Here is a 24,607-nt window from a genome sequence, read left to right as displayed (position 1 = left end):
TTTCTTAAAAGAAGTAATCTTTTCCCCTCATTTTATCACAAAAAAGGAATTTTTCCAAGGTAATAAGGAGTAAGAGTGATGAAAAAACGAATATGAGTCTTTATTTGGCTTAACAGCTAGAATCGTGATAAAAGCAAGCACTTGAGAGCTAATACTTATCATTTAGTTTGACATTTGAAGTATTTGGTACTAAAATAAAGGAAGGTACCAAATAAGAAAGAAGAGTCAACATGTTGCCCGCATATATCAAAATTCATGATCAGATTAAGAAAGATATTGACGATGCCGTTTGGGAGATTGGGGAGCGCCTGCCCAGCGAGCGAGATCTAGCCGAAACCTTTAAGGTCAGCCGTATGACCCTGCGTCAGGCTATTACACTCTTGGTTGAGGAGGGAGTGCTGGAGCGTCGGGTCGGTAGTGGAACCTTTGTAGCCAGCACACGCGTTCAGGAGAAAATGCGCGGCACCACCAGCTTCACGGAAATCATGAAAGCTCAAGGCAAAACGCCATCCAGTCAGCTCATTTCTTATCGGCGTACCCTGCCGAGTGAGCAGGAAGTGGAAAAGCTAGGCATCCATAAGACAGAAAATGTCATTCGGATGGAGCGGGTTCGCTACGCTGACGATTTGCCGGTGGTCTACGAGGTGGCTTCAATTCCAGAGAAGTTCATTAAGAATTTCAAAAAAGAAGAGGTGACCAGTCATTTCTTCCAGACCTTGCAGGAACACGGCTATAAAATCGGCAAGTCCCAGCAAACTATTTATGCTCGGCTGGCTAAGGAAAAAATCGCCAATTACCTCGATATTCCCCGTGGCCATGCCATCTTAGGACTGACTCAGATTTCTTACTTTGATGACGGTACAGCTTTTGAATATGTAAAAAGCCAGTATGTCGGCGATCGTTTTGAATTTTATTTGGAAAACAATTAATTATTGCAAAACTCTTGGTTATCACTAAGAGTTTTTTACTTGTCTTTTACACAGAAGAAAAAGCTGATTGAAGTTTTGCAATCTCATATTTCGAGTGTTTATTTCCCTTGTCAGACTAGAGTTTATCATGCTTTTCTGGTATAATGTTTCTTATGGAAATTGAAAAAACAAACCGAATGAATGCTCTCTTTGAGTTTTATGCGGCGCTTTTGACTGACAAGCAGATGAACTATATTGAACTCTACTATGCAGATGATTACAGTCTGGCGGAGATTGCCGAGGAGTTTGGTGTTAGCCGTCAGGCCGTTTATGATAATATCAAACGGACAGAGAAGATTCTGGAAGACTATGAGAAAAAGCTGCACATGTACTCGGACTACATCGTCAGAAGTCAGATATTTGACCAGATTACAGAGAAATACCCTGACGACAGCTATCTGCAGGAGCAGATCGGGATTCTGTCTGGTATTGACAATAGGGAGTGACCATATGGCTAAACAAGTTATCTACAAGGGAATGTCTTGCTGGTTGTTGGAGTCGGAAGAACCTTTTCCTTCTAGGGTACAACTCATCTCCCCTGACGATCTTTCTAAGGCAATGCAAGAAGGCTTCAGCTGCTGGGGCTACCCAAATGAGATTATGAAAGAAGTCTCTGCTGAAGAATACGCTTGTTTAACACGTTTTGGAAAATTTCCACTGAATTGATTTAAATAGAAACTAGGAGAAATAAAAAATGGCATTTGAAAGTTTAACGGAACGTTTGCAGAACGTCTTTAAAAATCTGCGCAGAAAAGGAAAAATCTCAGAGAGCGATGTTCAGGAAGCAACCAAAGAGATTCGTCTGGCTCTCTTAGAAGCTGACGTTGCCCTGCCAGTTGTCAAAGACTTTATCAAGAAAGTCCGTGAGCGCGCTGTCGGTCATGAGGTTATCGACACCCTCAATCCAGCGCAACAGATTATCAAGATTGTTGACGAAGAGCTGACAACTATCCTTGGCTCTGATACTGCCGAGATTATCAAGTCACCAAAGATTCCAACTATTATCATGATGGTTGGTCTGCAAGGGGCTGGTAAGACTACTTTTGCCGGTAAGCTTGCTAATAAGCTCAAGAAAGAAGAAAATGCTCGTCCGCTCATGATTGCGGCGGATATTTACCGTCCGGCGGCTATTGATCAGCTGAAAACACTTGGACAGCAAATTGATGTACCTGTTTTTGCTTTAGGTACGGAAGTTCCAGCTGTTGAGATTGTCCGTCAAGGTTTGGAGCAAGCGAAAGCCAACCACAATGACTATGTCCTGATTGATACGGCTGGTCGCCTTCAGATTGACGAAAAGCTCATGCAGGAGCTGTCAGATGTCAAAGCGCTGGCTAATCCGAATGAAATCCTCTTGGTTGTCGATGCCATGATTGGTCAGGAAGCGGCTAATGTCGCTCGTGAATTTAACAGTCAACTGGAAGTGACCGGGGTTATCCTGACTAAGATTGATGGCGATACCCGTGGCGGTGCAGCCTTGTCTGTCCGTCAGATTACTGGTAAGCCTATTAAATTTACTGGTACCGGTGAAAAGATTACTGATATCGAGACCTTCCACCCAGACCGTATGTCCAGTCGGATTTTGGGCATGGGGGACATGCTGACTCTGATCGAAAAAGCCTCTCAAGAATACGATGAGAAAAAATCGCTTGAAATGGCTGAAAAGATGCGGGAAAACACCTTTGATTTCAATGACTTCATTGATCAGCTGGATCAGGTACAAGGCATGGGACCTATGGAAGACTTACTCAAGCTGATTCCAGGTATGGCCAATAATCCTGCTCTCAAGAATATTAAAGTGGATGAGAAAGAAATTGCCCGCAAACGTGCTATCGTATCCTCTATGACACCGGCTGAGCGAGAAAATCCTGACTTGCTGAGTCCTAGCCGTCGCCGTCGGATTGCCAATGGTTCAGGTAACAGTTTCGTTGATGTCAATAAATTTATCAAAGACTTCAATCAAGCTAAGCAGATGATGCAGGGCGTTCTGTCAGGCGATATGAGCAAGATGATGAAGCAAATGGGGCTCAATCCAAACAATATGCCTAAGAACATGCCTGGTGGCGGAGGGATGCCCGACATGTCAGCTCTGGAAGGCATGATGGGCCAAGGCGGTATGCCAGATATGTCAGGCTTAGGAGGAGCCGGAATGTCGGATATGAGCCAAATGTTCGGTGGTGGTCTCAAAGGTAAGGCTGGAGAGTTTCTGATGCGTCGCAGCATGAACAAAATGGCCAAGCAAATGAAGAAAAACAAGAAGAAGCGGAAGTAGGATAAGAATTTCTTTATTAACTTAGTTAGGATTTAGTTTTATAAATTTAGGAGATTATTATGAACGAAAAACCTAATATTTATGTATTGAGTGATTTACATTTTGATAAAAAAGCACTTCCAGGGTATGTAAAACAGAAATTAATAAAATTAGAGAATGATCCTATTGCTCATTTCAAATATATGGAAGAAGTATTGAAAAGTGGAGATTATCAATATTCTAAAAATAAAATTAAACAAAATATAAAATTTTTTATTGATTTACTATATTCAAATAGAGAAGGAAATATTTTTGTTTTAGCTGGAGATTTTTTTGACGATTTCTTTGAGACGCTTGATTTTATACAAATTCTCGAAAAAGCTCAGATTACATCTTTTGTAGTTTTAGGAAATCACGATTATTGGACTTATTCAGATAAAAAAAGAACGTGGATTGAATGTATTGAGCAAGCTTCAATGGCAACAGAGAGAAATAAATTCTGTCGCCTTCTCCTTACTGGTAGAGAGTACAAAATAGGTAATTTGGTTTTTATCGGAGATACTGGCTTCACTAATTTAAATTATACAGTCCTAGACCTTAATCGCATAGCAAATGTTTATGACTTATTTGAATACATTGACGAAAATGATTCAAATTGGTTATTAACTGCAACAATCAAAGACATAGAAAACCGCGTACCAGATTGCACTCAAGTTAAAAATTTCGATATAGAAACGCTTAAAAAACTTAATAAAGAGTGGTGTGATTTTGCAAATAAGAGAATTACTAGATTAAATAAAAATGAATCACTATTCATAGTAACACACTGGCCGATGGATTCACTCGCTGAAAACGCAATAGATTCTTGGTGGCAGACTCTTGCTTTATTCCCAAAAGAAGAAACACCTTATCCTAGTATTTATAAGCCTGAGCCAGATAACAGATATTGGTTAATTAGTGGACATACGCATCGTGATGTTCATTACTGGAATTCAATTGCTGTACAAGCTGGTTACCAAAATGAGAAATGGTTTCAAGACCTTACTTTAGCTTCTTTTGGATTATTAGTCCCTACTGAAAAGCTTTATAGTTTAATTGATATAAATAGTTCGTTAAGTGTTTTTACAGATTTTTCAGTGATATATCAAGAAAATAATGATAATGCAGAAACTTCTCTAAAAGTTAGACGCTACGGATTTAGAAGAGCAGGAAACTTTGGTAACAAACGAGCTATTTCTGCTTATATGAAAAATAGCGAAGACTATATTCAACGAGTAAAAAAGGAAATAGCTCAAATAAAAAACGAATTTGCAGGGAACGCAGGTTATTCAGATGCGTTAGGATGGCAACTTTATCATTCAAAATTAGCTGTTGAAGCAGCAATTGATGTATTAGAAAAAGGTTACCAAGAGAATCCATTTGAATTTTTTACTGCTTTACTTGTTTCAGGATACGCTTATAATGCTCGAACTCATCTTCTAAAGAGTATGCGTAAAGTAAATGTTTACGACATAGTTCGTCAATCAATGGTATTTTCAACTATTAAGAATATACCAGAAATTAATTTAGATGAAATAGTAACTATAAAAGCCCTTCAAGGAAAAAACTCTTCTATTAAAATTGGAAATATTGAGTTAAAAATACCAGTCGTTAATGGAAAGCATTTAGATTTGGACTTTTTTCTTCCAATGGCTAATTTTTTTAATAATCAATTATTAGGGGAAGATAAGCCTAAAGAAAAAATGTTTCAGATAGAAGGCGATTTAAGTTAAATAATGTAATTAAGAAATAAAGTAATTTAGCATATTTCTTTCAAAGAGAAAATAACAAGCTACATAAATCCGTTATGTGGCTTGTTTTTGAAAATATCAGATTCAGATACGGAGACTAGAATGAAGCCTTTTTTGACTCAATTGATTCATCGATTTGCTAAAACCTTTCAAAAATTATTAAATAAGCTGCCTTCTCACCCTATTTCCCATCTACCTGCCAGCAAGGTCGAAATACATCCTATTATCATGATTCCAGGTAGTTCGGCGACAGAGAATCGTTTTAATCGAATGGTTAAAAAACTCAACCGAAATCAGCATCCAAGTCATAGCCTAGTCCGTATTAAAGTCTGGAATGACGGGCACATGACTTACCGAGGGCATTTGAAGCGCAAGGATAGAAATCCCATTTTTGTAGTTGGCTTTCAAAATAATCGCGATGGATATGAAAACATCAAGCAGCAGGCGGCAATGTTTGACGCTGCCTTGACTGTTTTGCGAAACAAGTACTCTTTTAACAGTTTTAAGGCGCTGGGACATTCTAATGGTGGTCTAGTTTATACAGTATTTCTGCAGCAATACCTAGCAAATCATTCCGGACTTGAGATGGAAAAACTCCTGACTATTGGCAGTCCTTATAATCTGAACAAGAAGAATCTCAATCAACGAGTTGAGATGTTAGATGACTTTGTAACCAACCAGGAAAAACTTCCTAAGAAGCTTCAGCATTTGTCGATTTTGGGAATCTTTTTCCGAGATGGTGACGGAATTGTCCATAAAAGCAGTGTAGAGGCCGGGAGTTTGATTTACAAAGGAAAGATTGCCTCGCACAGAGAGGTAGTCATCGTAGGCAAGGATGCCCATCATTCTTCCTTGCCGCAAAATGAACAGGTAGTTGATTTAATTAGGGAGTTTTTGTTCTAACAATTAATTTACATAATTTAATTTTGGTAAAAAATTAGAAAGGTGATAAAACAATGAAAATGACAGACATTCTTCATAGGTATTATGGTGACTTTGATCTGATAAATGAAAAATGGAATGAAGACTATGAAAGCATTTTGATTAAGCCAAAGGATGATCAAGAATATAAAAGATGCCGTTTGGCAAAGAAAACACCCAAAAAAGAAGGTTACTTTACAGTCTTTTGGAAAAAAGACCAAGACAACAAGAACATTCCATATACTGATAAAGACTTAGGTGATGAACTGGTAATTGTCGTTATCGACGACCGTCATTGCGGTATATTTATCATTCCCAAAGAGGTGGCTATCAGTAAAAAAATTCTTTCTACAAAGGATTGTAAAGGAAAGATGGCTATGCGGTTTTATCCGTCCTGGTGCAGCAATTTAAATAAAACAGCTCAGGCAACACAAAAATGGCAACTGGATTATTTTCAAAAAATCGAATTAGAAGAATAAGTTTCAGGTAAAACAAGACAGAGTTTAATTTCTCAATTCTGTCTTGTTTTTATTATCCGTTTTTTTTAATAAGATTGGACTATATATGCCCTCTTACATCTTTCCGAAAAACTATAATTTTCTTGAAAAATATATCTAGATATGCTATACTACCATTATAGAAAAAACGGAGAAATGTGATGAGACGTGAACTGTTATTAGAAAGAATTGATAGACTCAAAGCCACTATGCCCTGGTACATTCTGGAATATTACCAGTCTAAGCTGGCGGTGCCTTATAGTTTTACAACCTTATACGAATATCTCAAAGAATATGATCGCTTTTTTAACTGGATGCTAGAATCTGGTATCACGGATGCTTCGCATATTGCTGAGATTCCTCTCTCAATCTTGGAAAATATGACCAAAAAAGACATGGAAGCCTTCATTCTTTATCTGCGCGAGCGGCCGCTTCTCAATGCCAATACAACTCAAAATGGTGTTTCCCAGACAACCATTAACCGGACTCTTTCGGCTTTATCTAGCCTCTACAAATATTTGACTGAGGAAGTCGAAAACGAACAGGGCGAGCCTTACTTCTATCGAAATGTGATGAAAAAAGTTGCTACTAAGAAGAAAAAGGAAACTCTGGCAGCCCGTGCAGAGAATATTAAGCAGAAGCTCTTTTTAGGGGATGAGACAGAAGAATTTCTCCAGTATATTGATACGGAGTACCCCAAGAAACTCTCTAATCGAGCTCTGTCCTCCTTCAACAAGAACAAGGAACGTGATCTAGCCATTATTGCCTTGCTACTAGCCTCTGGCGTTCGTCTGTCTGAAGCTGTTAATCTGGATCTGAAAGACATCAATCTCAAAATGATGGTCATTGAAGTGACAAGAAAAGGCGGAAAAAGGGACTCTGTCAATGTTGCTGCTTTTGCCAAGTCCTATTTAGAGGAGTACCTGAGTATTCGAAGCAAACGATACAAGGCCGAAAAGACGGATACAGCATTCTTTTTGACTGAATACCGAGGCACTCCGAATCGAATCGATGCTTCCAGTGTTGAAAAAATGGTGGCCAAGTATTCTGAGAGCTTCAAGGTGCGAGTGACGCCTCACAAACTCCGCCACACACTTGCTACACGTTTATACGATGCAACCAAATCTCAAGTTCTCGTCAGTCATCAGCTAGGGCATGCTAGCACTCAGGTAACGGACCTCTACACCCACATTGTCAATGATGAACAAAAGAACGCTTTGGACAAACTATAAATTACATAATTTAAAATATGTAAATAAAACAATAATAACAAAAGAGCGAAAATCTAGTTTAGATACTTCGCTCTTTTTCTTATAAAAATTCAATCCAATAGTTACGATGGGGTTCAACAATCAGCGGTTTGCCCCAGAAGTGCTTGAGATGTTCTAGATTTGCTGCGGTAATTGGTCGATTTTTAGAGTTGTACTTTTCAGCGCTTTCTCTAGTTAGGAAGCATTTGACCGCTTCGTAGGAGCCTTCTGCTGTCTCTCTATTCAATCCTTCGAAGCTAATTTCGTCGCCTGGCTGAGGATTATCTGTGAAGAGTTTCCCTATAAAGTAAACCGTCTTACTCTTCATCAGATCGTAAGCCTTGATATTCTCTATTCGATTATTAGCTGCTGCAAACATGATGCAAAAGCTGTCAACAAGATCCTTTAAGGGCAGCAGATCTTCCTTGGGAACGAAGATATCTACCATGTAGAGCCCACCAATGACTAGGTTTTGGAAAGAAGGTTGCTGAATGACATTATCTAACGCCATGCCAAGCGGTAATTTCACAGCTTGATAGCCTGATTTTTCAAATTCTTCTTTCTTTTTCTCATAATCTTCTGGAGATATGCTAACATAAAAATTGTCTGGATTAGGAGATGGTTTTTTCTTCAGAAAAGCTACAACTGTGCGGTCCAACTGCTCAAACAAACCAAGGCTTTCTACTGGGACTTTCTGCATCAAGGCACCCCTTTCTCTGATTCCCTATCATTTTATCATATCTGGTAAATAAAGCCTAGAGAAAACTAGCTGGTTAAGGAAACGTAAGAATGTTGTTGATTTGAAATATACTGTTTACATGAAAAACCAAACTCTTCAAGAGCTTGGTTTTCTTTATGTCATATTTTAACCAACGATAGCTTCGGCAATTTCTTCTCTGCTGATTCCAGCAAAGTAGCGGCTAATATCAATCGTTTCAAGAGCTTTAAGGACATCTTCACGTTCATATTTAACACCGCGCAGCACATCTTCTACTGCTGCTACGTCCTCAATACCAAAGAAGTCTCCATAGATTTTAATATCTTGAATCTTAGATTCAACAACATTGGCAAAGATTTCTACCTTACCGCTGGTAAACTTGGTGCCACGGCGCACATTGTATTCAGGTGATTTACCGTAGTTCCAGTCCCAAGTTCCAAACTTGTTATCTCTGATTTGCTTGATTTCTTCCAGTTCTTTCTCGGAGAAGACATATTCTGTCATTTCTGGATATTCTTTCTTCATGTAGTCCAGAAGCAGGTCTCGGAATTCTTCGACAGTAATCTTTTCTGGCAATTCATTGACAATATTTGTCACGCGTGCACGAACGGATTTAACACCTTTTGATTCGAACTTGTCTTTAGAAACTTTAAGCGCATTGGCCAAGACAGACAAATCAACATCAAAGAGCAGGCAACCATGGTGCATGATACGGCCGTTAATATAGGCCTGCGCATTGCCGCAGAACTTCTTACCGTCAATTTCCAGGTCATTACGGCCAGTGAATTCAGCCTTTACCCCAAGTTCTGCCAAGGTGTTGATAACTGGCGTAGAGAAACTCTTGAAGTCAAAAGCACGATCTTCGCTTTCCTTGGAGATAATGGTGTAGTTGAGGTTGTTCAGATCATGATAAACAGCTCCTCCACCACTGATACGACGTACAACTTCAATGCCATGCTCACGAACATAATCACGGTTGATTTCTTCGATAGTGTTTTGGTGGCGACCCACGATGATAGAGGGTTTGTTAATCCAGAGCAGGAAAATTTCATCCTCATCTAAGAGGTGTTTGAAAGCATATTCCTCCAAAGCGATATTAAAAGCTGTATCATTTGAGTAGTTAACAATGTATTTCATAAGCTACCTCTTTATACGATAGAGACTGGAACAATGATTTATGTCCAGTCTAATCTATCTTTTAAATTATTTTTTCTTAGGTGAGTGAACTGCTAATCCCAGTACATCTGCAAATGCTTCGTACATAACTTCTGAGAAGGTTGGGTGACCGTGAATGGTCTTAAGCATTTCTTCTACGGTGATTTCCATTTCAATGATGGTGGATGCTTCGTTAATCAATTCTGCAGCTGCAGGACCGATGATATGAACACCTAGGACCTCACCATACTTCTTGTCAGCAATGACTTTAACGAAACCTTGAGCCGCGTCTGAAGCGATAGCACGGCCGTTAGCAGCGAAGTTGAACTTACCAATCGCTACATCATATTTCTCACGAGCTTGCTCCTCTGTCAAACCAACTGCTGCTACTTCTGGCAGGGTGTAGATGGCTGCAGGCGTCAGATTGAGTTTAGCAACATGGTGGTTACCTTTCAGAGCATTTTCAGCAGCAACTTCACCCATACGGAAGGCTGCATGAGCCAGCATCTTAGTACCATTGATATCACCTGGTGCGTAAATACCTGGAACGGAAGTTTCCATGTACTCATTAACTTTGATACGGCCGCGATCCAGTTCGAATTCAACCTCACCGATACCTTCTAAATCTGGCACACGTCCGATAGAAAGCAGAGCCTTATCTGCTAGAATATCTTCTTTTCCTTCAACCTTGATACGGAGTTTGCCATTTTCTTCGATGATTTCTTCCAACTTAGTTTCAGTCAGGATTGTCATGCCCTTGCGCTCCAAGATGAGGCGAAGATTTTTAGAGACTTCTGCATCCATAGCTGGTACGATGCGGTCCATCATTTCGATAACAGTGACTTTTGAGCCAAATGTCATGAAGGCTTGTCCAAGCTCAATACCGACAACACCACCGCCGATAATTACCAGATTTTCTGGCACTTCGTTCATTTCCAAAATATCATCACTGGTCATAACAAGAGATGATTCCATACCAGGAACATTGATCTTGCTGACTTTTGAACCACCAGCAAGGATAATCTTCTTCGTTTCTAGCAGCTCGCTGCCGTTTACAAGAACATTCTTGTCTTTAGTAATGGTACCAATTCCTTTATGAACATCTACGCCATAGCTGCGGAGAAGACCAGCAACACCTCCAACAAGCGTATTGACAACCTTGTTTTTGGTTTCCAGGACCTTGTCCATGTCTACTGTGAAGCTTGGGTTTTCGATGATGATACCACGGTTAGCAGCGTGACCAAGGCTTTCAATGATTTCAGCATTGTGCAGGTAAGTCTTTGTAGGGATACAACCACGGTTCAAGCAGGTTCCGCCGAGCTCAGACTTCTCAACCAAGGCAATCTTACCACCCAGCTGAGCTGCTTTGATAGCCGCTACATAACCAGCAGGTCCGCCACCGATAACAACGATATCGTAAGCATCATCACTCTTATCATCATCTGTACTTGCTGCCGCTGTTGCAGGAGTTGGTGTTTCCGCAGGTGCAGATCCGCCAGCAGTTGGAATGTTTTCTCCTTCTTCTCCCAAGTAACCGATGACTTCCGTTACTGGAACAGTTTCTCCGTCACCTTTGAGAATGGCAATCAGATAGCCGTCTTCTTCAGCTTCCAATTCCATGCTGACCTTGTCAGTCATGATTTCCAGAAGGATTTCCCCTTCTTTGACAAATTCGCCGACTTTCTTATTCCATTGGACAATTTGCCCTTCGGTCATATCCACGCCGGCTTTTGGCATAATTACTTCTAAAGCCATTTTTCTTTCCTTTTCTAATTTAATTTTTCATTTGCTGAGTGCTTCTTCGCTTTTTAGAATATCAAAGAAAATCTTATACCAACATTGAAATTGGGTCTTCAATTAAAGCCTTCAAGTCCTTCATAAACTTAGCTCCAGCCATTCCATCAACTACACGGTGGTCAATGGTCAAGCCCAGACTCATAATTGGACGGATAACAATTTCGCCATTAACAACGACAGGTTTCTCTACCGTTGAGCTCACACCCAAGATAGCAGAGTTTGGCTGGTTGATGATTGGCCCAAAAGACTGAACGCCAAACATACCTAAGTTACTGATTGTGAAGGTTGAATTTTGCAGCTCGCTCGGAGCTAACTTGCCTTCCAAGGTACGTCCGATTACATCTTTAAAGGCTACTACAAGCTCTGATAGGCTCATTTTTTCTGCATTGTAGACAACTGGTGTCATCAGGCCATTATCCATACCGACTGCCATTGAAAGGTTGACATAGTTGTGTGTGATAATGGTCTTTCCATCCTCTGTCAAGGTCGAATTGAGGTAAGGATGTTTCATCAGTGTCTTTACAACAGCTAGCGAAAGCAGGTCTGTGACAGTTACTTTCTTGCCAGTTGCTTCCATGATTGGCTCCAGCACTTTTTTACGCAAGGCCAGCATTTCTGTCATATCAACATCATAGTTAAGTGTGAATGTTGGCGCCGTCAGGTAAGATTCCACCATCCGCTGAGCGATAACCTTCCGCATTGGCGTCATTGGAATACGCTCAATTTCACCGTAAGGAGTGACATTATCAGGCATTTCTTCCACTTTTTCAATTTGAGCAGGAGATTTGATTGTATCGCTCTCAACATTCTCAGGCAAGAAGGCAAGAACATCTTTCTTCATAATCTTGCCACGATGGCCAGTTCCTTGAATCTCTTGCCAAGCGATATTATGTTCTTGGGCAATTCGTTTTGCCAGTGGTGAAATACGCACCACATTTGTATCTTTATAAGTTTCCACGTCTTCTTTGTGGACACGACCGTTTGCGCCTGAGCCAGAAACATCATAGAGGTTGATTCCCAAATCATCCGCTAACTTTCTAGCTGCAGGAGTCGCTCTTAGCTTATCATCAGCCATGACCTCTCCAATTCTATTATAAGATATTAAGGACTCAGAGGACAATGAAAAAATAGGAGATTGACGCTGTGTTCGATGAACACAAGGAAATCTATCTTTTTTTCGCAGTCCTCCGTCCGAATTCAATTACATGATACTAAGGACTTGAAAAACGATTGAAAAAAAGGAAATCAATGCAGGCTTCAATGAAGCCAAGGAGATTTATCTTTTTTCCGAACTTTTAGCCCGTGTTCAACTCTACAAGTAACTTGGATACGAAACGTATCTCAAGTTACTACGGTTGCCGCTATCTGCGTCCAACCTAGTAGACTTACTAAGTCGTTCGTCAAATATTATCGATTCGACTCTCTCCTGTTGCAACTCTACAAGCAACTTGGATACAAATGCATCTAAAGTTATTATGGTTACCGCTATCTGCGACCAACCTAGTAGACTTACTAATTCGTTCATCGGATAAAATCGGTCCGAATAACGATTGTCTGTAATTTGTAAAATTTTAGCTACTTTGACCCTCTACACAAGATTAGATTACATAAAATAATTTATGTAATCAAATTCATAAGAAAGCCTTTTCTTTATTATACCTTATTCTTTATGATATGTCTTCCGAATAGCGTCTTTGATGCTTTCAACGGTCGGAATCATCGCGTTTTCCAAGTTTTGCGCATAAGGCATTGGCACATCTTCACCTGCACAACGGCGGATTGGAGCATCTAGATAGTCAAATGCTTCAGACTCAGAAATAATCGCTGAAATCTCTCCGATATAGCCACTTGTTTTGTGGGCATCATTAACCAGAACAATCTTACCAGTCTTCTTAACAGAATTGATGATAATATCCTTATCAAGCGGCACCAATGTACGTGGGTCGACCACTTCTACAGAGATGCCTTCTTCTGCCAATTCTTCCGCTGCCTGCATAACACGGCGAAGCATTTTTCCGTAAGTAACAACTGTTACATCGGTACCTTCTTTTTTGATTTCACCTACACCGAGTGGGATTACATACTCAGGATCTAGTGGCACCTCGCCTTTTTGGTTAAATTCAGACTTGTATTCTAGGATAATGACCGGGTTGTTGTCTCGGATAGATGCTTTAAGAAGGCCCTTCATATCTGCCGGAGTTCCTGGAGCGACTACCTTGAGCCCTGGAATGTGGGTAAACCAAGATTCCAAAGACTGAGAGTGTTGAGCCGCTGAGCCAACTCCATTACCTGCTGCACAACGGACAGTCATTGGTACTTGCCCTTTTCCGCCAAACATATAACGCGTTTTAGCGGCTTGGTTAACAATAGCATCCATAGCGATTACAGAGAAGTCCATAAAGGTCATGTCTACGATTGGACGCAGCCCTGTCATAGCTGCTCCAGCTGCTGCTCCAGCAATAGCTGCTTCCGAAATTGGACAGTCACGTATACGCTCTGGTCCAAATTCTTCCAGCATACCAACGGATGTTCCGAAATCTCCACCAAAGACTCCGACATCTTCTCCCATCAAGAGTACATTTTCATCGCGACGCATTTCCTCAGACATAGCGAGGATAATGGTGTCACGAAAAGACATAGTTTTAGTTTCCATTTTCTTTTTCTCCTCTCTTTAGTCTGCGTAAATATCTTCAAAGGCAGATTCAAGCGGCGGGAACGGGCTTTCTTCTGCGAACTTCACAGATGCTTCTACTGCTTCTTTGACTCCAGCTTGGATAGCTTCCAGCTCTTCCTCACTTGCAATCTTGTTTTCCAGCAAGCACTTACGAAGATTTTCTATTGGATCCTTCTTCTTCCATTCTTCTACTTCTTCACGGGTACGGTATTTACCTGGATCAGAAGACGAGTGTCCCAACCAACGATAAGTCACACTCTCAATCAAGACAGGTCCTTTACCACTGCGAACATGCTCCACAGCCTTTTGGAAACCTTCATAGACATCCAGAACATTATTGCCATCTTCGATGAACATACCTGGAATACCATAAGCTGCACTGCGCTCGTGGATGTGCTCTACATTGGTCATTTTCTTGATGTCAGCAGAAATACCATAGCCATTATTGATACAATAGAAAATAACGGGCAGATTCCAGATAGAAGCCATGTTGACTGCTTCGTGGAAGACACCTTCGTTGGTAGCACCGTCACCGAAGAAGCAGACAACAATCTTGCCAGTCTTCTGCATTTGCTGGGTCAGAGCTGCTCCAACAGCAATTCCCATGCCGCCACCTACGATACCATTAGCACCAAGGTTTCCGGCATCTAGGTCAGCAATGTGCATAGAGCCGCCTTTTCCTTTACAGGTACCGGTGTATTTCCCTAGGATTTCCGCCATCATTTCGTTGAGGTTGATTCCTTTTGCGATAGCTTGACCGTGTCCCCGGTGATTAGAAGTCAACAAATCATCCTTGTTCAAAGCCAGCATAGCACCAACATTGGCTGCTTCCTCACCTACTGAGAAGTGAGTCATTCCAGGAACCTTTCCTTTTTTTACAAGTTGAGCAATTTTTAAGTCCATTCGACGGATTTTTTCCATCTTACGGAACATCTCTAACAAAAGATTTTTATCTAAAGTTGCCATTTTTTTGCCTTTCTAAGCATAATTCTTCTATTTAATTCTATCTAAAGCTGTAAGCACTGTCAAAACTTTTGCTCACTTATATTTCACAAAGAAAAACCAGTCAATCCATTGGATAAACTGGTTTTAGGCACCAAAACAGGAATTTCACAAACTTTTTTGTGCTAGAGTAGTTTTTACTATTTTGAAACTGTTATACGAAAATAATAGCAGAGCATGCTTCTGATTAATCTGCCTGTTTAGCAAAATCTGCAATCATCTGCTCCATCTGCTCGCGGCTTGGTGTTGTCAGCATATAAAGGTAGTCACCTTGCAGCTCCGCAAATGCAGCTGGCATGTCTTTCTTAACCTTGAAGTTATCTCTGTATTTATCCAGCAAGTCAGCCTCAGGGTAAGCATAGTTTGTCGATGCACGGCGCGAGGTTGCCAGACAATACAGTGGATCCATGTGTGCAGCTGGGAAAGGCTCTCCTGCTACAATCGCTGCATAGCCTCTGTAAAGATCGATTGAGTGAGCGAAATTATAGACATCAATAGTAAAGCCACCGGCTGGACGGTTATTGTACTCAATGGCTACATAATCATCACCTTCACGGAAGAACTCAATATGGAAAAAGCGTTCTTTCATGCCGAAGATTTTAACAATCGCTTCTCCATAAGCACGGAGTTTTGGATCCATATCCTTGAGGACATAGTAGGAATTATCCATCTTATACATCATCAAATCCAGCGGTGTATGCGCATAGTCAAAGGTGGTTGCAAAGACGATCTGACCGTCCTTATCTACCAAACCATCAAAAGTACAGATTTCGCCAGACTGGACAAACTTTTCAAAGAAATAAGCTGTCTGATGATCCCATTCTTGCTTGAATCGTTCGACATCTTCTGCTGTTTCCAATTTAAAGGTCGCAGCTGCTCCCACTCCATTATCAGGTTTGGCAATCAAAGGCAGACCAAGTTTCTTGACAGCCAAATCAGCCCCAGCTTCTGTATTGACAATCTGACCTGGAACGACTGGAACACCTGCTTTTTTAAAGAGTTTCTTCATCTCTGATTTGAACTTAGTCTTTTTCAAGTCTTTTGGTTTTGCTCCAAAAACATTGAATTGCTCACGCAACTCAGCGTCCAGTTCCAGCCAGTATTCGTTATGAGACTCAATCCGATCGATAGGCCCATGCTTGTAGAAAAGAAAGGCCACAGCTCTTTTTACTTCGTCAAGATTTTCAAGATTTCCTACTCTGAAATATTCAGTCAATGAATCCTTCAAAGGCTGGTCTAGCTGGTCATAAGGCTCCTGACCAATTCCCAGAACAGTGATTCCTTTGTTAGCCAGTTCAACCGTAAACTGCTGAAAATTTTGCGGATAGTAGGGAGAAATAACGATATAATTCATAGGAAACCTCCTTTAAAGATTGAGTTCATTAAGGAAATAAGGCATTTGCTTACGCCACCAAATCCAGTCATGGGAAACATCATGGCCCCATTCAGCAAACCAAGCTGGAATATTCTTATGATCAAAAGCTTCTTTCAGCGTGTAGAAGGAAGGCAGGCCATCCTGCTCCCAGTCTCCCAAGCCAGTACAAACGATAATATCCGCCTGTCGATAGCGGTCAATAAACCAGCCATCATTTTGGTTCCAGATATAGTCAGCTGGCGAGTTTTGATAAATGACTTCATCATTCAAATTGTCACCGACAAAGAATCGTGCATCATAGACACCACTGAGGGCAATCACTTTATTGAAGACATCTGGATGCTGCAGGAAGAAATTAAGGGCATGATAAGCTCCCATGGAGCAGCCTGTCGTCATCATAGGGTCAAACCAGCCTGTCTTATGCTTGACAAATGGAATCACTTCTTCAATGACATAACGCTCATAGGCACGATGCATTTCTGCTCGGTCGCGAGGATGCTTCCAGTCCGCTAGCCAGCTCTCGCTATCAACACTGCTGAGAGTGAAAAATTGGACCTTGCCAGCTTCGATAAAACCTGCGCAGGCCTCAATCATACCGAAGTCGGCATACTCATTATGGCTGCCCCCTGATGATGCGAAGACTATAATCGGGAGCCCGGCATGACCATAGCGATTGATATACATTTCACGACCTAGATTGCCGCTCCAATGACTTAAAAATTCTACATGCATAGTTTCTACCTCTTTCTCATTGTTTAACTAGCTTACCATTTCTCGCTGATAAAACGGAAACAGTCCGGCAAGTGCTCTGCCCAAGCGATCTCGTTGTGAATAGCTCCAGACTGGATCTTAATCTGGATATTGGCTAAATCTACCCCAGACACAAGAAGCTGTTGGAAATAGCTGAGCGATGAATCGATATAGGCCTGCTTGATATTGCCAGCCATCAATGTCTTATCTGTATCATCAGCCTCTTCCGTCCCAACATAAATGAAAACTCGTTGGTCTACCTGAAGTTTCTTTCTCTCAATATAACGGTCAAAGGCTTCCTGATGCAGCCAATTAGCTGATGAAAAGATGCCCAGACAGCCAATCTGATCTTGGTATTCAACACCGATAAACTGGCTGATATTGCCTCCAAGAGAAGAGCCAATCATAGCCGTATGCAGCCGATCCGACTTGGTCCGATAATGCTGGTCAATGAAAGGCTTGACGACTTCCATGACAAACTCCGCATACTCCGTTCCCTTGCCGCCAAACTGAATACCGGGAATATTGGACTCTTGGAACTTCCAAGCTGAATACTCATTCATCCGCCCTTGGCCATCGTTGTCAATAGCCACAACAATCATTTTTTCAATATCTGGATTACGCTTGATTGTCGGAATCACCTTCCACGAATGGCCGCTGAAAGATTCCTTGCTATAAAGAACATTTTGTCCGTCGTGAAAATAAACGACCGGATACGTCTTATTTGTATCCTGGCTATAGTTCTTTGGAAGCAAGACGCGGACACGGCGTTTTTGCTTAGTATAAGGAACGACCAACTCATGTGTTTTCATTTCAAGGTAAAAATAGGATTTATTCATTTTCAGAAAACTTTCTATTTTCAAAATTTTTATTTATTATATCACAAATTAAGCAAAAAAGTTAGGAATTTCCTAACTTTTTGATGATTTTTATTAGATAATGATAGAAAATAGATTATTTATCCAAATAAGGCTGTAAATCCTGCAAGGCGCGCTCAGCAATTTTCTCATAGCGCTCTTTCTTATCACGAATCCGAGGGCCGTCTAGCTCTTTGATAATGCCAAAATTGACATTCATAGGTTGGAAATGCTTGCTGTCAGCATGGGTAACATAATGTGGCAGGCTGCCGATTGCTGTTGTTTCTGGAAAAACAAGTGCTTCTTCTCCCTTGAAGAGTCGAGCGGCATTGATACCAGCAACTAGGCCAGAAGCTGCTGACTCTACATACCCTTCAACACCAGTCATTTGACCTGCAAAGAAAAGATTTGGCTGTTTCTTAGAGCGGAAAGTCTGTTCCAGCAGATTTGGAGAGTCCATATAAGAGTTACGGTGCATGACTCCGTAGCGGACAAATTCTGCATTCTCAAGGCCAGGAATCATTTGAAAGACCCGCTTTTGCTCGCCCCACTTGAGATGAGTTTGGAAGCCAACGATATTGTAAAGACTACCTGCTGCATTATCCTGCCGGAGTTGCACCACAGCATATGGCGTCTTAAAGTCTCCGTCGCGAGGACCTTGATAGTCATCTGGATATTCTAACCCAACCGGCTTCATCGGACCATAAAGCATGGTTTTAATGCCTCGCTTGGCCATAACTTCAATAGGCATGCAGCCTTCAAAGTATTTTTCTTTTTCAAAGGAATTAAGCGGTGCTTCTTCGGCATTGACCAAAGCATCATGGAAATCCATAAATTCTTGCTTGGTCATGGGAGCATTAAGGTAAGCTGCTTCCCCCTTATCATAGCGGGATTTGAGATAGACCTTAGTCATATCAATGGTATTGACATCAATAATTGGCGCTGCTGCGTCGTAGAAATAAAAACCGTCGCCTCCATTGAGCGCGTGGATTTTTTCAGCCAAAGTATCGCTGGTCAAGGGCCCTGTCGCAATGACTGTGATGGCATCTTCAGGAATTTCAGTGATTTCTTCGCGAATGACCTCAATCAATGGATGGTTAGTCACTAGATCCGTCACCAGCTGCGAAAAGCCTTCTCTATCAACCGCTAGAGCACCACCTGCTGGCACCCGAGTTGCCTCTGCTGACTTTAAAATGACTGAGTCCAACCGTCGCATTTCTTCCTTTAGCAGACCGACTGCATTGGTCAGTGCATCTCCTCGCAGAGAGTTAGAGCAGACCAGTTCTGCAAAGTCTGTAGTTTTGTGTTGAGGCGTTGACTTAACACCCCGCATTTCATAGAGTTTGACTGGGATGCCACGCTTGGCAATCTGGTAAGCTGCTTCACTGCCAGCCAGACCAGCACCGATAACATTGATATAGGATGATGACATGATACTCTCCCTTGGATATTTCTAGATTTTCACTCTGACCATTATAACAAAAAGATAGTAAAAAAGACAGACAGGAGGATTCCCGTCTATCCATCATTTGTCATTTTTTCCAAATAAGCAATCTTAGCAAAATCCTTATGATTGTTATTTTCATTTCGATAAGAATCTTGGGAAGAAGCACGGTAGATAGCTAAAAATTGCTCTGCAGTTGGCAGTAGAAACTGGACAACTTCAACTTCTTTTCGAGAAAGCTCCGCTATTGGTACACCTGAAAATGCCTCCAAGGTTTCCATGACTCCAAACTCAATAGATAGATCTTCTTTTTGAAATTCATGCTCGTGCAAATCGAGTAAGCGATAGCCCAAGCGCTCCATCATTGGTTCAATCTTATCCATATCATAAATGCGCTCTTCATCTGTTGCTTCCCAGCCACGTTCATCACCATGAACATGAATATCAATATCCCGCGCCTGCCAGTCCTGACCAGTAACCTGCTCCAGCCCCAAGGAGCCCATCAGCAGTGGAACAATTCCTATCTTATTCAGTTGGGACGCGATTTTTAGGAATTCTGCAAATTTATCTGTCATAAAACTGCACCTCTTCTTCAGGAGAAAATATTTTACGTAATATAAATTATGTAAAATTATCTACTTCACTTTTTCTTCTTCATAATCGCCATTGCTGCAGACCACTTGCTTGCCGCCACCACGAACTTTCTTTTCAATCAGATAATGGTCACATTTTGGACAGTTACGTCCAACCGGCTTGTCCCAAGATGTGAAATCACAGTCTGGATAACGATCACATCCATAAAAAATGCGATTTCGCTTAGTTTTACGCTCGATAACTTGACCTTTTTGGCACTGTGGACAGGTCACGCCGATTTCCTTGACAATAGCCTGAGTGTGACGACAATCTGGGAAATTGCTGCAGGCATAGAACTTGCCAAATCTCCCCAACTTGATGACCATGGGACTGCCACAGACCTCACAATCAAAACCAGCCGGTTCATCCTTGATTTTGATTTTCTCCATTTCGGTCTCGGCTTTAGCGACTTCCTTTTCAAAAGGTCGATAAAATTCGTCAATGACCTTCTGCCACTGTTCTTTTCCGACTTCTACATCATCCAGTTTTGCTTCCATTTCTGCTGTAAATTTCACATTTACGATGCCTGGGAAGAATTCGACAATCAGAGCATTAACAATCTCCCCTAGTTCCGTGGGCTCAAAGCGCTTGGAAACCAGCTTAACGTAATAACGTTTCTGAATAGTCTCAATGGTCGGAGCATAGGTAGATGGCCGACCAACACCATTTTCTTCTAAAGTCTTGATGAGAGTCGCTTCAGAATAACGTGCAGGTGGCTGGGTAAAGTGCTGTTCTGGATTGGTATTAACACATTTGACGGTATCACCCTTTTCCATGTCCGGCAGCATTTTATTCTTGTCAGAGTCGTTGTAAATAGCCAGATAGCCATCAAACTTGACCTGACTGCCATTGGCAGCAAATTGGACACCATTTTGCCCCAGCTTGACATTCATAGTATCGAAGACTGCTGCTGTCATTTGACTAGCTACAAAGCGGTTCCAGATTAGCGTATAGAGCTTAAGTTGATCCTTATCCAGATACTTTGCGATGCTTTCTGGTGTGTTGAAAACGCTGGAAGGACGAATGGCCTCGTGGGCATCTTGAGCGCCAGAAGCGTTCTTAGCCTTGCTGCCATGTTTGGAATATTTAGCGCCAAATTTATCCGTGATAAAGCTTGCCGCTTCATTTTGCGCCACAGGGCTGATACGAGTCGAGTCGGTACGCATATACGTAATCAGACCTTGTACGCCAGAACCGATGTTAATCCCTTCATAGAGCTGCTGAGCCACCATCATGGTCTTACGAGTCCGGAAATTAATCTTATTTGCGGCATCCTGCTGCATAGAGGAAGTCGTATAGGGCAGCGGAGCATTGCGTCGACGCTCTTTCTTTTCGACGCTGTCGACTATAAAGTCATCACCCTTGAGGTGAGAAAGGACGTTTTTGACCTCGTCGTTGTTAGACAGCTTCATCTTTTTACCATTCATACCGTAGAAGCTGGCCTGAAACTGACGAGTTCCTTTCTTGAAGGTTCCGTCAATCGTCCAGTATTCTTCTGGTTTGAAGGCGTTGATTTCATTTTCCCGGTCGATAATCAGCTTGAGGGCGACAGACTGAACCCGACCAGCTGACAGGCCCTTTTTGACTTTCTTCCAGAGAATAGGAGAAATGGAATAACCCACCAAGCGGTCCAGAACTCGGCGAGCCTGCTGTGCATCAACCAAATCCATATCAATCTGGCGAGGCTCTTTAAAAGCATTCTTGACTGCATCTCTGGTGATTTCATTAAAGATGACGCGGTTTTTCTCTTTCTCATCCAAATTAAGAATGTGAGCCAGATGCCAAGAAATAGCTTCTCCTTCGCGGTCCGGGTCACTTGCCAGAAAGACTTGCTTAGCTTTCTTAGCTTCTTTTTTCAAGTCATTAATCAACGGACCTTTACCACGAATATTGATGTATTGCGGCTCATAGTTGTTCTCAAAATCAATGGACATAGTAGACTTTTTCAGATCACGAATATGCCCGACACTGGCTAGAACCTTGTAGTTTCGTCCCAGATATTTTTCTATTGTTTTTGCCTTAGCAGGCGACTCTACGATTACAAGATTTTTCTTGGTCGTAGACTTTTTCTTTGTTTTTGTTACCAATTTAGACACCTTCTATAAGAAATAAATCTCATAGAGTTTAAACTATTTTTTGATAGATGTCAACTGCTAACTTTTCTTATAGGAAAACTTGTTTTAAAAGTCAAACTCAGAAAGGACGTCAGAGCCTGATGTGATGCACTTTGCGCCCTCTTGAATCAAATGATGGCAACCGTCAGATTTTCCATCTAAAATTGACCCTGGAATAGCAAAGACATCCCGCCCTTCTTCCATGGCTCGCTCACAGGTAATCAGGCTGCCTGAGCGCATCTTGGCTTCTGCCACGATGACGCCTCGACATAGACCGGCGATGATACGATTTCGCTCTGGAAAATGAAATTTCAAGGGCTGTTCACCTGGACCATACTCTGTCAGCAATAAATGATTTTTTCCAATGTAAGCTTGTAGTTTTTTGTTGGCCTTAGGATAAAAGACGTCTAATCCAGTACCAATGACAGCAATGGTCTGACCTCCGTTTTGCAGGGCAGCCATGTGAGCCGCTGTATCAATCCCACGAGCCAGCCCACTGACGATAACCAGTTCATTATTTAGCTCTTTGACAATCTTTTGTACAGAGGCATTTCCTTGCTTACCGCTGTCTCGACTGCCAACGACCGCAGCTTTGGGCAATTCTAGTAGATTTAGATTTCCCTGATAGAATAGCAAGGTTGGTGCATCATAAATCTCGCATAAATCCCAAGGGTAAATATCATCCAAGATAGAAAAGGACGGAAAAAGTTCAAATTCTTCCTTTAAAGCTGGTAAATCAAGCCGTTTATACTTCTCTATAAAGAGAGCAGGATTGCGGCACTCAGATACGACAGCCTTATCTCGCAGAGAAAGCTTGCCATCTTTACTCTCGGCGTATCTCAAAACATTTAAAACCTGATGATTAGTCAAGCCAGCTTTTTTCATTTTATAAATCTCAAAATTATTCATTTTTTCACCTCACTTTCTTATTCGTAAAAAAGTTCAAAAAAAGAACTGCAATACAGTTCCTTCTTTACGATTTTATTTAATTTGGTGTCGTCAATAGCTGGTTCCTATGCCTATTGCCTTTAACACTCTTTATGAACAGGGATTTCCTTAATAATTCGCGCTGGATTACCAGCCAAGACTACATTGTCACCAAAAGACTTGGTCACAACCGCTCCTGCTCCAACTACCACATTATCTCCTAGCGTCACGCCCGGCAGAATCGTCACACCGCCGCCAGCCCAGAAATTATCACCAATAGTGATTGGTGCTCCGTACTCAATACCGGAATTTCTTTCCACTGGATCAAGTGGATGAAGAGGTGTCAGAAACTGGCAATTTGGACCAAGCATAGCATTGTCTCCGATGCGAATCGGGCAAACGTCCAGCATAGTCAGATTCCAGTTAGAACAAAAATTCTCTCCTAGATGAATATTGATTCCATAATCACAGACCAAATCAGGCTTCATAGCAAGATTCTCTCCTGTGCAGCCAAACCATTCTTTGATAATAGCACTTCTCTTGTCGCTGTCTTGCTCTTGGTTAAAACGATATTGAAATTCTTTGGATCGGGCTCTAATTTTTCTTAAATCTTCGTCTTGTGGTCGGTAAATCTCTCCAGCAATCATTTTTTCGTATTCGCTTTGCATGTCATCCTCCTTTTCATGCGTGACAAATGGATGGTCAGGTAAAGTTGTTCATCCTCTGATGTTTGGTAATTTCTGGTTTGCTTTAAAAATTCAGCAATCTTCCTAGTGGTTTCATAGGCCAAGGGATACTTACATTTAAGTAAGTCAAACATTTCATTGTCCTCCAAGTCACGGTGGCCATTATCAGTCAGGACTCGCTCACAGAAAAATTTCAGATGGGTCATGAAGCGCTCTAGGTAGATATCTTCTTCATCTAAAGAAATTTCCAAACTGTACTTGACAATGGTCATGATTTCCTCCATCATCATAGTCAAATCACGCGCAGTTCCGTCGCCATTTTCCAGCTCTGCATTGACCAGGGTCAGCGCCATAAAAGCTGCTTCATCATCTGGAAGTTCCCTGCTGACATAAGCGCTCAAAAGCTGTTTGGCATACTGACCAACCTCAAACTCGATAGGGAAAAAGCGTTTAATATCCCACATGAGGAAATTTTTGAGATAAATATCATCTTCCAAGCGCAGCAAGACTCCGTGGATATGATCTGCCATCGCCAGCAAAGCAGTGTCTTTGAGCTTCTTCTGCAGTTTCTCCCTTGCGAAAGAAACAATCTTATCCGACATTTCCATGACCTCTGCTGGCAACTCCATCAGAAGCTGTCGTCTATTTTCTGACAAGACATACTTTTTCTCAATCAGCTCATCTGGAATCTCCTGGCCAACTTTTCGACCAAAGGCCAGTCCTCGTCCCATTAGAATAACTTCTTCTTGGTCCTCTTCAGAAATCACCACATTATTGTTTAAGATTTTACTGATAAGCATG

General features: G+C 41.5%; 23 protein-coding genes. 8 read left to right on the top strand and 15 right to left on the bottom strand.

Annotated elements, in window-relative coordinates; translation table 11 throughout:
• The first annotated feature begins 230 nt into the window (after positions 1-230).
• From J1C91_RS05930 to xerS, 8 genes are all read left to right on the top strand, one after another.
• Entirely contained in the window at positions 231-929 is a 699-nt protein-coding gene (locus tag J1C91_RS05930; RefSeq protein ID WP_002909746.1) for a GntR family transcriptional regulator, read from the top strand.
• 152 nt (positions 930-1,081) lie between these two features.
• A complete protein-coding gene (locus J1C91_RS05925; RefSeq protein ID WP_032907526.1) occupies positions 1,082-1,414 on the top strand; it encodes a putative DNA-binding protein in 333 nt (110 codons plus the stop codon).
• A 4-nt stretch (positions 1,415-1,418) separates the two neighbouring features.
• Positions 1,419-1,634 (top strand): 2-oxoglutarate:acceptor oxidoreductase, encoded by a 216-nt coding sequence (locus J1C91_RS05920; RefSeq protein ID WP_125438679.1) that lies wholly within the window; start codon positions 1,419-1,421, stop codon positions 1,632-1,634.
• Positions 1,635-1,662: 28 nt separating this feature from the next.
• Positions 1,663-3,237 carry a signal recognition particle protein gene (gene ffh / locus J1C91_RS05915; RefSeq protein WP_125438677.1) on the top strand — a complete coding sequence of 525 codons (1,575 nt, stop codon included), beginning with the start codon at positions 1,663-1,665 and terminating at the stop codon, positions 3,235-3,237.
• 59 nt (positions 3,238-3,296) lie between these two features.
• The gene (locus J1C91_RS05910; RefSeq protein WP_048773444.1) at positions 3,297-4,988 is read left to right on the top strand and encodes a metallophosphoesterase; all 1,692 of its coding nucleotides are present in this window, start codon (positions 3,297-3,299) and stop codon (positions 4,986-4,988) included.
• Between the two features lie 120 nt (positions 4,989-5,108).
• A complete protein-coding gene (locus J1C91_RS05905; protein WP_125438675.1) occupies positions 5,109-5,909 on the top strand; it encodes an alpha/beta hydrolase in 801 nt (266 codons plus the stop codon).
• Positions 5,910-5,962: 53 nt separating this feature from the next.
• The gene (locus tag J1C91_RS05900; RefSeq protein ID WP_125438673.1) at positions 5,963-6,406 is read left to right on the top strand and encodes a MepB family protein; all 444 of its coding nucleotides are present in this window, start codon (positions 5,963-5,965) and stop codon (positions 6,404-6,406) included.
• A 179-nt stretch (positions 6,407-6,585) separates the two neighbouring features.
• Complete coding sequence (gene xerS / locus J1C91_RS05895; RefSeq protein WP_002909738.1) at positions 6,586-7,656, top strand: tyrosine recombinase XerS; 1,071 nt, start codon at positions 6,586-6,588, stop codon at positions 7,654-7,656.
• Between the two features lie 79 nt (positions 7,657-7,735).
• On the opposite strand, the gene J1C91_RS05890 is transcribed toward xerS, so the two are convergent.
• The 15 genes from J1C91_RS05890 to J1C91_RS05820 all read right to left on the bottom strand — a co-directional run bounded on the left by J1C91_RS05890 (position 7,736) and on the right by J1C91_RS05820 (position 24,606).
• Positions 7,736-8,374, bottom strand: coding sequence for a hypothetical protein (locus J1C91_RS05890; RefSeq protein ID WP_002912454.1), 639 nt, complete (start codon positions 8,372-8,374; stop codon positions 7,736-7,738).
• A gap of 165 nt (positions 8,375-8,539) precedes the next feature.
• Positions 8,540-9,529: a lipoate--protein ligase gene (locus tag J1C91_RS05885; RefSeq protein ID WP_002912455.1), complete on the bottom strand. Its 990-nt coding sequence runs from the start codon at positions 9,527-9,529 to the stop codon at positions 8,540-8,542.
• 66 nt (positions 9,530-9,595) lie between these two features.
• Positions 9,596-11,302 (bottom strand): dihydrolipoyl dehydrogenase, encoded by a 1,707-nt coding sequence (gene lpdA, locus J1C91_RS05880; protein WP_002912456.1) that lies wholly within the window; start codon positions 11,300-11,302, stop codon positions 9,596-9,598.
• Positions 11,303-11,375: 73 nt separating this feature from the next.
• Positions 11,376-12,419: a dihydrolipoamide acetyltransferase gene (locus J1C91_RS05875; protein ID WP_002912457.1), complete on the bottom strand. Its 1,044-nt coding sequence runs from the start codon at positions 12,417-12,419 to the stop codon at positions 11,376-11,378.
• A gap of 585 nt (positions 12,420-13,004) precedes the next feature.
• Complete coding sequence (locus tag J1C91_RS05870; protein ID WP_125438671.1) at positions 13,005-13,997, bottom strand: alpha-ketoacid dehydrogenase subunit beta; 993 nt, start codon at positions 13,995-13,997, stop codon at positions 13,005-13,007.
• Positions 13,998-14,015: 18 nt separating this feature from the next.
• On the bottom strand, positions 14,016-14,984 hold the full coding sequence (locus J1C91_RS05865) for a thiamine pyrophosphate-dependent dehydrogenase E1 component subunit alpha (RefSeq protein WP_125438669.1): 969 nt from the start codon (positions 14,982-14,984) through the stop codon (positions 14,016-14,018).
• Between the two features lie 223 nt (positions 14,985-15,207).
• Complete coding sequence (locus tag J1C91_RS05860) at positions 15,208-16,374, bottom strand: ATP-grasp domain-containing protein (RefSeq protein ID WP_125438667.1); 1,167 nt, start codon at positions 16,372-16,374, stop codon at positions 15,208-15,210.
• A gap of 12 nt (positions 16,375-16,386) precedes the next feature.
• Entirely contained in the window at positions 16,387-17,127 is a 741-nt protein-coding gene (locus J1C91_RS05855; protein WP_125438665.1) for an esterase family protein, read from the bottom strand.
• A 32-nt stretch (positions 17,128-17,159) separates the two neighbouring features.
• Positions 17,160-17,984 carry an alpha/beta hydrolase gene (locus tag J1C91_RS05850; RefSeq protein WP_125438663.1) on the bottom strand — a complete coding sequence of 275 codons (825 nt, stop codon included), beginning with the start codon at positions 17,982-17,984 and terminating at the stop codon, positions 17,160-17,162.
• Positions 17,985-18,099: 115 nt separating this feature from the next.
• Entirely contained in the window at positions 18,100-19,434 is a 1,335-nt protein-coding gene (gene trmFO / locus J1C91_RS05845) for a methylenetetrahydrofolate--tRNA-(uracil(54)-C(5))-methyltransferase (FADH(2)-oxidizing) TrmFO (protein ID WP_125438661.1), read from the bottom strand.
• 86 nt (positions 19,435-19,520) lie between these two features.
• Positions 19,521-20,021, bottom strand: coding sequence for a hypothetical protein (locus J1C91_RS05840; RefSeq protein ID WP_002909730.1), 501 nt, complete (start codon positions 20,019-20,021; stop codon positions 19,521-19,523).
• A 60-nt stretch (positions 20,022-20,081) separates the two neighbouring features.
• A complete protein-coding gene (topA, locus tag J1C91_RS05835) occupies positions 20,082-22,175 on the bottom strand; it encodes a type I DNA topoisomerase (RefSeq protein WP_125438659.1) in 2,094 nt (697 codons plus the stop codon).
• Positions 22,176-22,259: 84 nt separating this feature from the next.
• Positions 22,260-23,102 carry a DNA-processing protein DprA gene (gene dprA / locus J1C91_RS05830; RefSeq protein ID WP_002909728.1) on the bottom strand — a complete coding sequence of 281 codons (843 nt, stop codon included), beginning with the start codon at positions 23,100-23,102 and terminating at the stop codon, positions 22,260-22,262.
• Positions 23,103-23,221: 119 nt separating this feature from the next.
• On the bottom strand, positions 23,222-23,788 hold the full coding sequence (locus J1C91_RS05825; RefSeq protein WP_002909727.1) for a sugar O-acetyltransferase: 567 nt from the start codon (positions 23,786-23,788) through the stop codon (positions 23,222-23,224).
• Positions 23,764-24,606, bottom strand: a complete 843-nt coding sequence (locus J1C91_RS05820; RefSeq protein ID WP_002909726.1) for a PRD domain-containing protein — start codon at positions 24,604-24,606, stop codon at positions 23,764-23,766. Before J1C91_RS05820 ends, J1C91_RS05825 begins: the two co-directional genes overlap by 25 nt.
• Between the last annotated feature and the right edge of the window lies 1 nt (position 24,607).

Origin of the sequence: Streptococcus sanguinis (assembly GCF_050222175.1) — a bacterium.
Classification (GTDB): Bacteria; Bacillota; Bacilli; order Lactobacillales; family Streptococcaceae; genus Streptococcus; species Streptococcus sanguinis_M.
The sequence above is the reverse complement of the archived record's forward strand: the minus strand, read 5'-3'. Positions and strand labels throughout refer to the sequence as shown.

Coding starts and splice junctions, on each gene's coding strand:
- J1C91_RS05900 (WP_125438673.1), top strand. CDS start 5,963: ATGAAAATGACAGACATTCTTCATAGGTATTATGGTGACTTTGATCTG.
- J1C91_RS05860 (WP_125438667.1), bottom strand. CDS start 16,374: ATGAATTATATCGTTATTTCTCCCTACTATCCGCAAAATTTTCAGCAG.
- trmFO (WP_125438661.1), bottom strand. CDS start 19,434: ATGTCATCATCCTATATCAATGTTATCGGTGCTGGTCTGGCTGGCAGT.
- J1C91_RS05855 (WP_125438665.1), bottom strand. CDS start 17,127: ATGCATGTAGAATTTTTAAGTCATTGGAGCGGCAATCTAGGTCGTGAA.
- J1C91_RS05870 (WP_125438671.1), bottom strand. CDS start 13,997: ATGGAAACTAAAACTATGTCTTTTCGTGACACCATTATCCTCGCTATG.
- J1C91_RS05920 (WP_125438679.1), top strand. CDS start 1,419: ATGGCTAAACAAGTTATCTACAAGGGAATGTCTTGCTGGTTGTTGGAG.
- J1C91_RS05925 (WP_032907526.1), top strand. CDS start 1,082: ATGGAAATTGAAAAAACAAACCGAATGAATGCTCTCTTTGAGTTTTAT.
- lpdA (WP_002912456.1), bottom strand. CDS start 11,302: ATGGCTTTAGAAGTAATTATGCCAAAAGCCGGCGTGGATATGACCGAA.
- J1C91_RS05930 (WP_002909746.1), top strand. CDS start 231: ATGTTGCCCGCATATATCAAAATTCATGATCAGATTAAGAAAGATATT.
- J1C91_RS05885 (WP_002912455.1), bottom strand. CDS start 9,529: ATGAAATACATTGTTAACTACTCAAATGATACAGCTTTTAATATCGCT.
- ffh (WP_125438677.1), top strand. CDS start 1,663: ATGGCATTTGAAAGTTTAACGGAACGTTTGCAGAACGTCTTTAAAAAT.
- dprA (WP_002909728.1), bottom strand. CDS start 23,102: ATGAATAATTTTGAGATTTATAAAATGAAAAAAGCTGGCTTGACTAAT.
- J1C91_RS05840 (WP_002909730.1), bottom strand. CDS start 20,021: ATGACAGATAAATTTGCAGAATTCCTAAAAATCGCGTCCCAACTGAAT.
- J1C91_RS05875 (WP_002912457.1), bottom strand. CDS start 12,419: ATGGCTGATGATAAGCTAAGAGCGACTCCTGCAGCTAGAAAGTTAGCG.
- J1C91_RS05890 (WP_002912454.1), bottom strand. CDS start 8,374: ATGCAGAAAGTCCCAGTAGAAAGCCTTGGTTTGTTTGAGCAGTTGGAC.
- J1C91_RS05905 (WP_125438675.1), top strand. CDS start 5,109: ATGAAGCCTTTTTTGACTCAATTGATTCATCGATTTGCTAAAACCTTT.
- J1C91_RS05910 (WP_048773444.1), top strand. CDS start 3,297: ATGAACGAAAAACCTAATATTTATGTATTGAGTGATTTACATTTTGAT.
- J1C91_RS05820 (WP_002909726.1), bottom strand. CDS start 24,606: ATGCTTATCAGTAAAATCTTAAACAATAATGTGGTGATTTCTGAAGAG.
- xerS (WP_002909738.1), top strand. CDS start 6,586: ATGAGACGTGAACTGTTATTAGAAAGAATTGATAGACTCAAAGCCACT.
- J1C91_RS05865 (WP_125438669.1), bottom strand. CDS start 14,984: ATGGCAACTTTAGATAAAAATCTTTTGTTAGAGATGTTCCGTAAGATG.
- J1C91_RS05850 (WP_125438663.1), bottom strand. CDS start 17,984: ATGAATAAATCCTATTTTTACCTTGAAATGAAAACACATGAGTTGGTC.
- J1C91_RS05825 (WP_002909727.1), bottom strand. CDS start 23,788: ATGCAAAGCGAATACGAAAAAATGATTGCTGGAGAGATTTACCGACCA.